General features: G+C 32.6%; 14 protein-coding genes. 12 read left to right on the top strand and 2 right to left on the bottom strand.

The annotated features are described in order from the left end of the window. The gene (locus KTF99_RS01900; protein ID WP_003538578.1) at positions 1-357 is read left to right on the top strand and encodes a GntR family transcriptional regulator; all 357 of its coding nucleotides are present in this window, start codon (positions 1-3) and stop codon (positions 355-357) included. Positions 358-457: 100 nt separating this feature from the next. Further along, positions 458-904 (top strand): transcriptional regulator Spx, encoded by a 447-nt coding sequence (gene spx, locus KTF99_RS01895; RefSeq protein WP_003538576.1) that lies wholly within the window; start codon positions 458-460, stop codon positions 902-904. Between the two features lie 49 nt (positions 905-953). Here spx and KTF99_RS01890 read toward each other — a convergent pair whose 3' ends face one another. Continuing rightward, positions 954-1,520 (bottom strand): CYTH domain-containing protein, encoded by a 567-nt coding sequence (locus KTF99_RS01890; RefSeq protein WP_009299590.1) that lies wholly within the window; start codon positions 1,518-1,520, stop codon positions 954-956. Between the two features lie 53 nt (positions 1,521-1,573). On the opposite strand from KTF99_RS01890, the gene KTF99_RS01885 reads away from it, so the two are divergent. Next, positions 1,574-2,356, top strand: coding sequence for an NAD kinase (locus KTF99_RS01885; protein WP_008792106.1), 783 nt, complete (start codon positions 1,574-1,576; stop codon positions 2,354-2,356). Beyond that, positions 2,353-3,189: an RluA family pseudouridine synthase gene (locus KTF99_RS01880; RefSeq protein ID WP_009008782.1), complete on the top strand. Its 837-nt coding sequence runs from the start codon at positions 2,353-2,355 to the stop codon at positions 3,187-3,189. Before KTF99_RS01885 ends, KTF99_RS01880 begins: the two co-directional genes overlap by 4 nt. A 112-nt stretch (positions 3,190-3,301) precedes the next feature. On the opposite strand, the gene KTF99_RS01875 is transcribed toward KTF99_RS01880, so the two are convergent. After that, a complete protein-coding gene (locus KTF99_RS01875; RefSeq protein ID WP_008792105.1) occupies positions 3,302-4,498 on the bottom strand; it encodes an FtsW/RodA/SpoVE family cell cycle protein in 1,197 nt (398 codons plus the stop codon). Positions 4,499-4,585: 87 nt separating this feature from the next. Here KTF99_RS01875 and KTF99_RS01870 point away from each other — a divergent pair, with 87 nt between their 5' ends. The 8 genes from KTF99_RS01870 to KTF99_RS01835 all read left to right on the top strand — a co-directional run bounded on the left by KTF99_RS01870 (position 4,586) and on the right by KTF99_RS01835 (position 13,992). Next, on the top strand, positions 4,586-4,930 hold the full coding sequence (locus tag KTF99_RS01870; protein WP_008792104.1) for a PTS transporter subunit EIIB: 345 nt from the start codon (positions 4,586-4,588) through the stop codon (positions 4,928-4,930). Positions 4,931-4,975: 45 nt separating this feature from the next. Beyond that, positions 4,976-7,204: a tetratricopeptide repeat protein gene (locus KTF99_RS01865; protein ID WP_217215419.1), complete on the top strand. Its 2,229-nt coding sequence runs from the start codon at positions 4,976-4,978 to the stop codon at positions 7,202-7,204. A 48-nt stretch (positions 7,205-7,252) separates the two neighbouring features. After that, on the top strand, positions 7,253-8,485 hold the full coding sequence (locus KTF99_RS01860; RefSeq protein WP_029481661.1) for an aminopeptidase: 1,233 nt from the start codon (positions 7,253-7,255) through the stop codon (positions 8,483-8,485). A gap of 90 nt (positions 8,486-8,575) precedes the next feature. Beyond that, positions 8,576-9,511, top strand: a complete 936-nt coding sequence (locus KTF99_RS01855; RefSeq protein WP_227141166.1) for a hypothetical protein — start codon at positions 8,576-8,578, stop codon at positions 9,509-9,511. A gap of 60 nt (positions 9,512-9,571) precedes the next feature. Then, on the top strand, positions 9,572-11,158 hold the full coding sequence (locus KTF99_RS01850; protein WP_008792101.1) for a peptide chain release factor 3: 1,587 nt from the start codon (positions 9,572-9,574) through the stop codon (positions 11,156-11,158). A 56-nt stretch (positions 11,159-11,214) separates the two neighbouring features. After that, positions 11,215-11,463, top strand: coding sequence for a hypothetical protein (locus KTF99_RS01845; protein WP_008792100.1), 249 nt, complete (start codon positions 11,215-11,217; stop codon positions 11,461-11,463). Next, positions 11,460-11,984 (top strand): GNAT family N-acetyltransferase, encoded by a 525-nt coding sequence (locus KTF99_RS01840; protein WP_029481658.1) that lies wholly within the window; start codon positions 11,460-11,462, stop codon positions 11,982-11,984. The genes KTF99_RS01845 and KTF99_RS01840 overlap by 4 nt, the downstream gene beginning before the upstream one ends. 58 nt (positions 11,985-12,042) lie before the next feature. Beyond that, positions 12,043-13,992, top strand: a complete 1,950-nt coding sequence (locus KTF99_RS01835; RefSeq protein WP_009299596.1) for a P-type ATPase — start codon at positions 12,043-12,045, stop codon at positions 13,990-13,992. Positions 13,993-14,022: the final 30 nt, after the last annotated feature.

Here is a 14,022-nt window from a genome sequence, read left to right as displayed (position 1 = left end):
ATGAAAAATGACTTCGATCCTAATTTACCAATTTATATTCAGGTCATGGAAGAAATAAAAAAAGAGATTTTTGCTAGTGAGTATTTACCGGGAAGTAAGCTTGCTTCAGTAAGAGAGCTAGCGTTGGAATATGGAGTTAATCCCAATACAATTCAAAAAGCTTTAAGTGAATTAGAAAGAACGGGAATAATTTATAGCAGGCGAGCTTTAGGACGTTTTGTCAGTGAAGACAGTAATTTGATCAGTGAATTAAAAAAAGATGTTTCACTTGATAAAGTTAAAGTTTTTATTGAAGAAATGAGGAAACTAGGTTTTTCAAAAATAGAGGTAATTAAAATGATCGAGGAACTTGATTAATCCAAGTTCCTCGATTTGCATATTATTTTACTATGATTAACGAAAATGATAGAAAAATAATAAAAATAATGTATAATAGTGAAGTAAGGGAGATGGTATTATGATTCGTATTTACACAGCACCGAGTTGTGCATCATGTCGAAAGGTTAAGTCTTGGCTGAAAGAACATAATATTCCTTATGTGGAAAAAAATATTTTTTCAACCTTGCTTAGAGAAATTGAATTAAAAGAACTATTGGAACGAAGCGAAAATGGAACAGACGATATCATTTCTAAGCGAAGTAAAATCATTAAGGAAAATGATATTGACATTGATAGCATGTCAATTAGTGAGCTGATCAAGTTTATTCAAGAAAATCCATCAGTTTTAAAACGCCCAATTATGATTGATGAGCGAAGATTCCAGGTAGGTTATAATGCAGAGGAAATCCGGGTATTTATTCCTCGTGAGTTACGTAAATTAGCAGAATGTCCAAGTAGTGAAGTTTGTCCACAATTTATTAGTGAACCATGCTCAATTAAAGAGGCTTATTTTAAAGATAGATAGCAGTGTTATGAAACGCTGCTTTTTTAGTTCTAGTAAAAAAGATGATTATTTAATCATCTTTTAAACTATCCATTAAACGTTTTACCTTGCTAGGACAATTACGAGAATACTTTAAATTATATTGACCAATAAAGTCTAAAAATATTTGTTTACCATGATGATAATCAAATACTTCGTATTCTAATTCATAATCAGTAATTCCGTTATAAAGACTTTGATCTAGACAAATCAAGCCATCAGTAGTCTTAATTTCACAACGTGTAGTAGTAAGTACACAGTCTGTTTTAAACATCGTACTATCTAATCCAAGGGGTTTTAGAAGGTCAAAAATTTCATTAGTAACAAAATCGTGAGTAATGATTTTCTCTTTAGTTATTTTGTCAATCTTTAGATTAGTTTCTAAATTTCCATATGATTGTGGTTGCTTTAAGGTTAATTCATAATTCTCTTGTTTTTGACGGATTCGCAGCATATATTTTAATTCAGTTAATTTAGGGTGAATCAAATAGTAATTAGTTTGACTATATTGATGGTCGATGTGGTGATCGTTATAGATTTGCTGGTATATTTCTTTGTCTATCAATACTTTAAATTCTATTTCTAAGTTTTCTTCCATAGTAGCCTCCATTAGTATATACTATAGTATATACGCTAAGGTTGGTGAAAACAATGAAACAATATGCATTAGTAGTAAAACAGGATGAAATGTCTGCTAATATTGCTGAAAAAATTAAGAAAGGGTTAACCGGAATTATGGAATATAATCCCGATGATCCTGATTTGGTTATTAGTGTTGGTGGTGATGGAACAATGCTTTTGTCAGTGCATCAATATATGGAGCAAAAAGTTAGTTTTGTAGGTGTTCATACGGGAACCCTCGGTTTTTTTACAGATTATCAAAAAGATGAAATTACTGAATTGATTGCGGCTATAAAAGCTGATCATTATCAAATGACGCCCCGACATTTATTAGAAGTTGATGTGTATCATAAAGCAGGTAAAGAAACATATTTAGCATTAAATGAGATGCGCATTGATCATGGGTATACAACTCAAGTAATTGATGTCTATATTGATGATGAGCTTTTGGAAGTATTTAGAGGAAATGGTCTTTGTGTTTCTACACCATCAGGATCGACGGCTTATAATAAGTCAATTGGTGGAGCTGTTATTTATCCAGGAAGTCCCTTAATGCAACTGACAGAAGTCGCCGCTATACAACATAATGCTTATCGAAGTTTGGGTGCTAGTTTAATTTTAGATGAAAATAAGGTGATTAAGTTAAAAGGACAGCATTTTAATCGAGTTTATTTGGGAATTGATCACTTATCTTATCATCTTGATGATGTTGAAAAAATTGAAATTAGAATTTCTAAGAAAGTAGTAAAGTTTATAGAATATAAGGAAATGTCTTTTATTCAACGAATTAGAAGGGCTTTTATCAGCGAATGAAATTTATTGTCGCAATGAAAGAAAGCGGAATGTTGTTAAGAGAATTTCTTAGTCAACAGGAGCTTAGTAAAAAAGCTGTTAAATTAATTAAAATGCATGGGAAGATTCTTGTTAATGGTCAGCGTCAAACGGTACGATATTGTTTGCGGTACGGTGATGTTGTTGAATTATTGTGGCCTGAAGAAGTTAGTACTATGGAACCATATCCGCTAGCTTTAAAAATTAGCTATGAAGATGAAAATTTTTTAGTAATTGATAAGCCGGCAGGATTACCAAGTATTCCTACAAAGCGTTATCCTCGAAATACTTTAGCCAATGCAGTTGTTTATTACTATCAAAGCCAGGGAATAAAGGCAACTGTTCATTTGGTTAATCGATTGGATAAAGATACCCAAGGATTATTGTTGATAGCTAAAAACAGTTATGCTCATTATTTATTGTCTAGAGATATCAAGCAGGTACGCCGTGTCTATCACTGTGTAGTAGAGGGAGTATTGACGGGACAAGGAACGATTACAGCGCCAATTATTAAAGATAAAAAAAGTGTTAAAAGACTGATTCATCCAGCTGGGAAATTTGCTGTAACCCATTATCGGGGACTGGAGGTAAGTGCTAATCAGAGTAAAATAGAGTGTATCTTAGAAACAGGAAGAACTCATCAAATTAGGGTTCACCTATCTAGTATCAATCATCCGTTAGTTGGGGATACACTTTATGATTCGATTTATCAAGAATCTTACTATTTGGATAGTATAGCATTAAGTTTTATTGACCCTTTTACACAACGTCTGATTGAAGTAAAGAAAGATTCAAAACAATTTGAAAAGAATTAAAATGATTCCTCATAAATGGATAGCAAATAGCTGAAATTAAATGAAGGAATCTTTTTTATCGAAATAAAAAGATGATTTATCATTTAATAAATCATCTTATATAATTAATAAGTTAATAGCGCTTTTTTCCTTCGAGGATTCGCGTTTGTCGTTCCATATCTAAGAAAATTCCCATTGCAATCATATATGAAAGAAGTGATGAACCACCGTAGGATAGAAATGGTAAGGTGATTCCAGTAATTGGAAAGAGTCCTAAAACCATTCCGATATTCCAAACTTGCTGGAAGATAAGTAGACCAAAGATTCCGGCTGTGAGATATTTATCCCGATTATTTTTAGATTTAAAACCAATTCTAATTAATAAGGCATCAAGTACACAGACAACTGCAATAGTGAAACCGCCACCGACAAATCCAAATCCTAAGGCAATAACAGCGAAAATAAAGTCTGTTTGTGCCTCAGGAAGATTAATGATAGCTGTTCCCATACCATGTCCCCATAGACCGGCAGTTCCATATGATAACATTGCATTAAACAGTTGGAAGCCTTGATCATTATAGGTACCCTCGGGATCGACCCAGCCATAGAAACGATTTAATTTATGGTCTCCTCCCATTAAACTAGCAAAAATATCATGTTGGTATAAGAATAGATAAACTCCAATCCCAAGGATGATTGCAACTACAATCCCCCCTATGATAAACCAGCCGGCTTGAATACCGGACATAAAAATAACGAATACTACTGATGCAAGCATGATCATTGTTACTCCGGCATCATTTTGTAAATAAACGAGGATACAAGGTGGTAAGGAAATAGCTAAGAGCTTACCAATCAATAAACAATCATTATGAATATTATGTACTAAATAGCGATTATTATGTTTATCGACTGTATCTGCCATGACAACCACCATGATGATTTTCATAAACTCTGATGGCTGGAGATCAAATACTTTGAGATTGTACCAGGATGTGGCACCACCCGCCCATTTAGCTAAAGGAACAATATGTATTCCAAATCGCGTAAATGCAAAGTGATCAATAGCAAGACCAACTAGTAAAACCATTAAAATTCCATAAATGATCCACATCGATGAATAGATTCGATCGTTGGAGACTTTATAAACGATAAACATCAAGATAAATGATATTCCATAAAACATTAGCTGTTTAATCCAATAGCCACTTGGATTTCCTTTAGTAATCAAAGGAGTGGCGCTTTTAATTCCCAGACAGCTAATGAAACAAAGCAATAGTAATAGACCGATTAATGGCCAACAGATAACGGATTTTTCTTTTTCTTCCACAAAATCCCTCCTTATAAAAATGATAGTTTTTTCTATCATGGTATAGTATACTATAATTAAATGGTAATTAATAGGGGGTATATTTTAATGAATGAATATTTATTATATGGAATAATCGCACTGATTGTAATCGTAATATTAGCGTTTATTTTCCTAAAAGTAATGAAAAATAAGCAACCAAAGCAAGTATCAGCTGCTGATATTCCAGTTGATGTAAATAGTATTATCGAAGCTGTCGGCGGTAAGACGAATATTAAAGAAACAACAGCTACTTCTTCAAAAGTCACTTTCTTTGTAAATGATGATAGTTTGGTTGATTTAGATAAGTTAAAAGCACTTGGTGCTTCTGGAATCGTTCAAACAAGTAACAAGGTTAGTGCAATTTTAGGAAAGTATTCAAAAGAGATATCTCATATGATTAATGGACAGTAAGCAGATAACAATATCTGCTTATTTCTCTATCGAAAGGAGGTAAGTATGGATATAAAAGATCGTGTTAAAAGTTATGAGCCGTTATTTAATCAATGGTTGTTTGAAGAACTGGTAGAAATTCATGATCAAGAATCATTGATAAAAATTAAACATCGAGCGATTGGTGTTGAGAAAACGGCTCTTTTAAAGGTAATAACATTATATGATCAAGATAATAATATTGAATTTTTAGAAAAACGTGTAGAAGAGATTAAAAATAGATTAGGATTGCAAGTAATCAATGAAAGTGAATATTTAGATTATGAACAATATCTTATTGAGGATAATCAAGGAAAGATAATTGGTATTGACCTATGTCTTTTGATGGTTGATGAAGTTGATCGTTTACAAAATATAAATAATGTCAGTGGTAAATTATTGTATGAATTAGGTTTGAAATTATTTGATAAACATGAATATCTGGAAGCTTTAGAGTATTTTAAAAAGGGAGCAGAGGTGGATAATAGTGATTGTGTTTGCATTATTGGTTATTTATATGAACGTGGACTAGGTGTCGAACAAGATCATTATCAGGCTTTTCGTTATTATCAATCAGCAACAAGTTTAGGAAATGTTGTCGCAAGCTGCAATTTAGCATATTTCTATGAGTTAGGAATCGGTGTGAAACAAGATTATCAGAAAGCTTTTGAGTTATATGAATTTGGGGCTCGAGCTGGATTTGCTCGTGCTATTTGTAATTTAGGCTATTGTTACGAATACGGTCATGGAACTGCTGTTGATCTTCCACGTGCTGTTAATTATTATTATCAGGCGGCTAAACTAGGGTATAGTGAGGCTTTGTATAGCTTAGGAACTTGTTTCGAATTTGGTGAAGGAATTGAACAAGATATTGAACGTGCTTTCAAATGTTACGAAGAAGCTGCGAACCAAGGGCACGAACGTTCTCAACACCGTCTGGGTTATTGTTATGAAAATGGATTAGGAACAATTCAAGATTTTGTTAAAGCATTTTATTGGTATTATCAAGCTAGTCAAGTTAATTACGCTCCTGCTTTAATTGCGTTAGCGTCGTGCTACGAATTAGGTCAAGGAACTGATATTGATTTAAAAGCTGCACGTCAAAATTATTTAAAAGCTGCACGTCAAGGATATTCGCGAGCACAGTTTTGGTTGGGTTATTTTTATGAGAATCATCCTGAAATTAAAAATGCACCATATCGCTGTTCATATTGGTATCGTCAGGCAAGTAAACAAAATGATGTTCAGGCAATCGTAGCACTAGGTTACTGTTATGAAAGTGGTTTTGGAGTTAAACAAAATTTAATCAAAGCAATTGAGCTATATAATAAAGCAGCTAATCAAGGGTATGCTCCAGCCCAATGTAATTTAGCATATTGTTATGAAATGGGAATTGGTATAGATGTCGACTTAAATGAAGCTGTCCGCTATTATCGCTTGGCTGGAGATGCAGGTTATCCGCGGGCTTTATGTAATTTAGGTTACTTATACGATCATGGAGAAGGAGTGGATGTTGATCATCATCAAGCTTTTAAGTTATATCAAAAAGCTGCAGAAGCTAATTATGCTCCGGGTCTTTATCATCTAGCTTTGGCATATGAAGAAGGTAATGGAGTGGATGTTGATATTGATAAAGCAATTGAGTATTATGAATTAGCAAGTCATCAAGATTATGGAATTGCCCTTTATAATTTAGGTTTGATCTATGAGCATAATGAACAGTATCATGATGATTTAAAGGCAATCAAATATTATGAAGCTGCAATTGATCAAAATGATGTCCGAGCTATGTATCGGATGGCTTTATATTTAGATGAAGGTAAAGTAATTGCTAAAAATCTAGATAAAGCTTTTACTTATTTGCAGATTGCTGCTAATCAAGGCTATGGACCAGCTATGAATATGTATGGAATATATCTTGAAAATGGAATTGGCGGATATAAAAATTTAGATGAAGCTTTCAAATACTATCTTGCTTCAACAAGTGATGAATATGTACCGGGAATATATAATTTAGCACGTTGTTATTTTTATGGTATTGGAACAACAGTTGATAAAGCTTCAGCTTTTAAATTGTTTTTAAAGGCTAGTGAACGTGGGTATTATGATGCTAGTTTTATGATTGGCTATATGTATAGTTATGGAGATGGAATTAATCAAGATAAACAAAAAGCCAAAGAGTATTTTAAGCAGGCTGCCAATAAAGGAATGAAAGAGGCGATTGAAGAGTTGAATAAGCTCGATAAAGAGGTATAAAGAAGTTTAGATTGATTATAATAAATTGATGGAAAGAGGTAGATAAAGATGTCGTTTAAAGAAAAATTATCAAAATATGCACAATTGATCGTTAAAGCTGGTTTAAATGTTCAGCCAGCTCAAATTGTTGTAATCGATGCACCTGTTGAGAGTGTTGAATTAGTACGTTTAGTAACTAAGGAGGCATATGCGGCTGGAGCTAGGGAAGTGGTTGTAAAATATAATGATGAAGTTGTTTCACGATATAAATATAAATATCTTGAAAAAGAAGCGTTTGCTCATGTTCCAACGTGGTTTAAAGAATTTAGAAATGATTATGCTGCTAAAAAGGCTGCCTTTTTAACAATTATTAGTGATGATCCTGAAGGCTTTAAAGGAATCGATCCTGCAAAGATCGCATTGTGGTCAAAAAGTGTATCAACTGCTTGTAAACCATTTTATGATAGCCTTGATTTGGGGATAAATACATGGTGCATTGTTGCTGGCAGTTCAATTAAATGGGCAAATAAAGTATATCCTGATATGTCTGATAGTGAGGCAGTAGAGGCGTTGTGGAATGCTATTTTTAAAGCGGTTAAAGTCGTAGATGATGACCCTTTGACTGCCTGGCAGGAACATCGTAAAAGATTTGAAGCTCGAGTAGCATATTTAAATAAATTGAATTTAAATACATTGACTTATACTAATTCGCTTGGAACAAACCTAACTGTTACCTTAAATGAGGGTTACCTATTTGCTGGTGGGGGTTCTTATACGACTAAAGGACAATATTTTTTTCCAAATATGCCAACCGAGGAGATTTTTACAAGTCCATATCGTAATGGGACTAATGGGGTTGTGTATAGTTCTCTGCCATTAAATTATAATGGTAATTTGATTGATGAATTTAAAATGGAATTCAAAGATGGTCGAATTATTGATTTTGATGCAAAAATGGGTAAAGAGGTTTTAAAAGAGATGTTGAGTATTGATGAAGGTAGTCTTTATTTGGGTGAAATTGCCTTGGTACCATATGATTCGCCAATTTCTAATATGAAAACATTATTCTATAATACTTTATTTGATGAAAATGCTTCATGTCATTTAGCAATTGGAAAAGGCTTTAGTGAATGTATTCAAGGTGGTTTAACAATGACTAAAGAACAATTGTTGGAAAAGGGAGTCAATGATTCATTAACTCATGTTGATTTTATGATTGGTACTAGTGATTTGAAAATTGTGGGAGAAACAAAAGATGGTCAAGTAGTAAGGATATTTGAAAACGGAAATTTTGTATTTTAAGAAATGACGATATAACGGTTAGGTTATATCGTTTTCTTATTTACTATACTCGCTTTTTGTAATAGAATGAGTTCTATTGAGGTGAAAATGATGGAAGTAAAGAAAAGTATTGTTCCCCAGATAATGACGATCTTGCTAGTAGCTTTAATGATCTTGATGTCAGAAGTGTTTCATGAAAAAGAATTTATTTTTCCAGAAATTACGGCATTGACGATTGGAGCATGGTTAGCGCCTAAACAAGTATGGAAAACTAATAAAATTAAATTGGTTTTTTTAATTGCGACTTATGCGTCGTTAGGGATTATTTTGGTTAAATATGTAGATATTGATATTTATTTTAAAATTTTAATTGGCTTTGTAGTATGTGTGACGGGATTATTTTTATCTAAAACGACGTTTGCTCCATTGATATCTGCAACGATCTTACCAATTATTATTAATAGTGAGTCATGGTTGTATCCGCTTTTTGCTACTGCAATGAGTATTTTGATTGTAATCGGGCAACAATATTTAGAGAAGGGCGGCTATCGTAGTGTTCAGGAATATCATCCGGTTACTGCAGCAGTTAAAGAAACCTATAGCTTAAATTTAAAACGGTTATGTGCATTAGCATTAACGGCTTTTATTGCTTTACAATTAAAATTACCGTTTTTGATTGCCCCACCCTTGATAGTTGCTTTTGTTGAATTGAGTAGTAATCACCCAAAGTTGCGTCATAATTCGATTAAATTAGCATTTGTTACCTTTATTTGTGCATTTAGTGGTGCTTATGGAAGAATTTTGATAAGTGAGATTGGTGATTTGCCATTAACTATTAGTGCAATTATAATTGTAATGACCATGTTGAGCATTATGAAAATTACTAAATTATATTTTCCGCCAGCTGGTGCCTTAGCAATTTTACCGTTATTGATTGAATCGGGAAAATTAATAGTTTATCCGTTTGTGATAATCGGTGGATTTGTAATCTTCACTGTCTTTGCTTTCATTATTACGAAGACTCCGTTAAACAGTCTGAGTAAATAGATTTCGGTTGACAAATTCATTATAAATCTATATGATTAATCCTTGCAAGGAGATATAAAAATGAGCGATTTTATCAAAGAAGTTGAAAAAAGAAGAACGTTTGCCATCATCTCCCATCCCGATGCTGGTAAGACAACATTAACAGAAAAATTCTTATTATACGGAGGGGCAATTCAACAGGCAGGTACCGTAAAAGGAAAAAAGAACAGCAGACATGCAACAAGTGACTGGATGGAAATAGAAAAGCAAAGAGGAATCTCTGTAACATCATCTGTATTGCAATTTAATTATGATGGTTTTTGTATTAATATTTTAGATACACCAGGTCATCAGGATTTCTCTGAAGATACTTATCGTACATTAATGGCAGCTGATTGTGCAGTTATGGTTATTGATGCAAGTAAAGGGGTCGAAGATCAAACTCGTAAATTATTTAAAGTTTGTACGATGCGTAATATCCCAATTTTTACTTTTATCAATAAAATGGACCGTGAAGCTCAAGATCCATATAATTTAATGGAAGAGATCGAACAAGAATTGGGGATCGATACTTGTCCAGTTAACTGGCCTATTGGTTCTGGAAAACAGTTTAAAGGTGTTTATGAACGGCATGATCAGGAAGTAATCCGTTTTATCCCTGTTGATGGCGGGCGTAAAGAAGTTGATACTAAAATAATGAAATATGATGATCCTGAATTAATTAATGAATTAGATGAAGAATTATATAATAAGCTGCAGGAAGATATTGAGTTATTAGATATGGCAGGAAATGATTTTGATTTAGAAAAAGTGCGTCAAGGTAAACTTTCTCCAGTATGCTTTGGTTCTGCTTTGACTAACTTTGGAATCGAACCATTTTTAAAACATTTCTTAGAAATGACAACACCACCATTACCACGAAGTACTGGTGAAAAAACAATCGATCCATTTAGTGAAGATTTCAGTGCCTTTGTTTTTAAGATTCAAGCTAATATGAATAAAGCACATCGTGACCGAATGGCTTTCTTTAGAATTTGCTCTGGTAAATTTACTAAAGGGATGGAAGTATATCACTATCAAGGTGGTCGTAAAATAAAATTGAATCAGTCAAAACAATTGATGGCTGATGAACGTCAAGAAGTTGATGAAGCTTATGCTGGAGATATCATCGGAGTTTTTGATCCAGGGATCTTTTCGATTGGAGATACGATTACAACAGGTAAAGCTAAATTTGCTTTTGAAGGTATTCCTACCTTTGCTCCAGAACATTTTTCATTGATTCGTAATAAAGATACGATGAAAAGAAAACAATTTGTTAAAGGTGTAGAACAAATTGCTAAAGAGGGAGCAATCCAAATTTTCACTGAATTAGGCGGTGGAATGGAAGAAATTATTGTTGGTGTCGTTGGGGTACTTCAATTCGAAGTATTAGAATATCGCTTAAAGAATGAATATAATGTTGAGATAATCAAGCAGCCGCTACCATATCAATATGTGCGCTGGGTTAAAGAGGGATGCGATTTAAAAGCTTTAAATTTATCTAGTGATACAAAAAAAGTACAAGATTTAAAAGGACAACATTTATTATTATTTACTAATGATTGGGGCGTTCGTTGGGCTACAGAGAAGAATCCTGATTTAGAGTTATTGGAATTCAGTAAGAATTAGCAGGGCTAATTCTTACTTTTCTTTTAATTATCATGTTATAATGAATGAGAAAAGAGGTGATTACTATCGCAAATACAGGAAAACGTCGCGTGTGTCGTTGTATCAAGACAATGAATATTGTAATTGGTAAAGAACAGCGGGATCTATTTACTAAGGGCCAAGTTTACGATTGTGTGATTCGTGATAGTGGTCAGCTTCAGGTAAATTATAAAATATATGGTAAAGAGTTTGATTTGTCATGTACTAAAGAGGAATTTGAAGAAAACTTTGTTTTAATAAATAAAAAAACGGGGGTTAGAAAATGATATTTGAAGATTTAAAATTAGCAGAATTTAATGATTTTTATAAAGTTATTTTAGGAAATTTTCCTAGTAAAGAAATCAAAGAATATGATTATATGAAAGAGACTTTTATTAATGGTGATTTTAAAGTTTTGACTTTAAAAGAAGATGATGAAATTAAAGGTATTTTATCACATTATGATGGTGGAGAATTTGCTTTTGTTGATTATTTTGCAATAGATGGTAATCAAAAAGGCAAAGGTTTGGGAAGTAAGATGTTAAAATATTTTATGGAGACGGCAGGGAAACCGGTTATTTTGGAAGTTGAACATCCAGAAGATGAGCAAAGTCGTCGACGGATTGCGTTTTATCAAAGAAATGGCTTAGTGCTAAATGATCAGCATGATTATTTTGTACCACCTGTGCGTAACTTAAAACATCGTCTGTATTTTCATTTAATGTCTTATCCAACGGAAATTGATGCATTGCAATTTGAACGTTATTATCCTCAAATTTTACAGTTAGTTTATGGTGTTAATGAGTAGAGTTGGAATTTTTTTGAAGATATGCTAAAATTAGGTGACTATTGGAAAGGAGATTACTATGGCTCGTAATTTCTATATTGATAATATAAATGATAATGATAAATTAAATGAGGTCAGCCTCCTCTTAAACGAAATGGAAGAAGTTTCACGAATCAAGATTGGAAAAACAGGTATTTCATTTTATTGTGAAGATCCTGAAAATGTGCAGGCGGTTTTGAATAATCATGATGAAAATCTTGTTTTAAAAGAGGAAATCAACTCACGTAAGCGTGAATTCGTGGCACCAGAACAAAAAGTAGAACATATTTTTATGTTTACTAATTTAGAGACAGAAGAAGAGGCAAAAGAAATTGAGGAAGTTATTTCACGATATTCAGCCTATGAAAATGTTAGTCTTGATTTTACTAATAAGTTACTTAAAGTCACAACTAGTCAAAAGAATATTTTAGTGCGATTAAATCGTCTAGTTGATAAAGTTAATCCTAAAATTGATGTGGAGCAATGGAAGAAGCCATTTAAATCACAAGATATTTTTCAACAAAAATATTTAAATACAATGATTAGAATTGCAGGATTATTTGTAGCTTTAGCACTTGGATTAGTTACAAAAGATGATCCTAATTTTATAACTAATATTGCCTGGCTGATTGCTTTGATTATTTTTAATGAAAAGACCTTGGTTCAAGCATATAAAGATTTAAAAGTTAAACAATTCTTAAGTGAAAATATTACAATTAATCTAGCTTGTTTATTTGGATGGGTTTATGGTGCTTATATTGAGGCTATCGTGGTTTCTTTGATTTACCAAGTTGGAGAACGGTTATTGATGCGTTTAATCAATTTAACGATGGAGAAAATTGATGACGAGATCAACCCAATTCAATTGGGACGTCGAGAAATTGGTGAAAATGAATATGAGATGGTTTCTTTAGAAGATTTTGATATTGGTGATGTGATCGTAGTTTTACCTGGAGAAACGATACCTCTAGGTGGCAAGATTGCTTCGGGTGAAAGTGAATTAGATATGTTTGCCATTAATGGATCAGATATTTTAGAGCCAGTTAAAGCCGGAAGTGAAGTTCAAAGTGGAAGTGTCAATGTTAAAGACACTTTGAGAATTAAAATTTTATATACGTATGATCGCAGTGCAATGAGCAGAGTCTTAGAAATTGCGACAATGGCACCTGTTGGTTCTTCAAGAACGCATAGGCTGGTAGAATTAATCAGTAAGATTGATACAGTTCTTTTAGTCGTCGCAGGAATTCTTTGTGCAACATTAGTGCCAATTCTTAATTTTGAAGCAAATTTTAAATATATTTATTTAGGGGCTATTTTAATAACAATTTCTGGTTCTTTTGCTTACAAGCAGGCTTCTTCTTTTGCTGTTCTATCAGGAGTGGCTAAAGCTTTTTCTAAAAATATTGTTATTAAAGAAAATAGTGGTTTAGATGCTTTGAATTTATGTCGAACAGTTATTTATGATCGTTTTGATGGAGTTGAAGTAACTGAAGAGGAAATGGAATTATTCGCTAAATTATCAAAATTACATGTTGGCTTGATTATTTTCAATGATGGACCAGTTGATCTTGAAAATGATCAGTATCGAATCTATAATAATTTGACAGTTGATGAAAAATTAGAAGTAATGGATAAAGCAAGTATTGCTGGACCAGTTGCTTATATTGGTGATAATTCAAAAGATATTGCATTATTGCAAAAAGCTTATGTAGGTATTAGCCGTGGTGGCATCAAAGATAAAAAAGTGATTGAAAATAGTGATATTATGCTGATGAATTCTGATCTTAATACCGTTATTGAAACATTCATGATTTCTAAGAAACAAAAATATATTACGATTGAAAATATTTTTGTAGGATTGTTTATTAATGTAATCTTAATGATCTTAGCTGTTTTATTTATTATTCCTTGGTGGCTGGCATTAGTAATTTATTTAATAGAAGTTGTAGTTGTATTATTTAATACTCATCGAATCATTGATATGAAATAGGTTACTTTAGTAACCTTTTCTTATAAGGAG

Origin of the sequence: Erysipelatoclostridium sp. MSK.7.34 (assembly GCF_019041935.1) — a bacterium.
In the GTDB taxonomy this organism is placed as follows: Bacteria; Bacillota_I; Bacilli_A; order Erysipelotrichales; family Coprobacillaceae; genus Thomasclavelia; species Thomasclavelia ramosa.
Note: the sequence above shows the minus strand (reverse complement) of the source record. Positions and strands in the feature narration are given on the sequence as shown.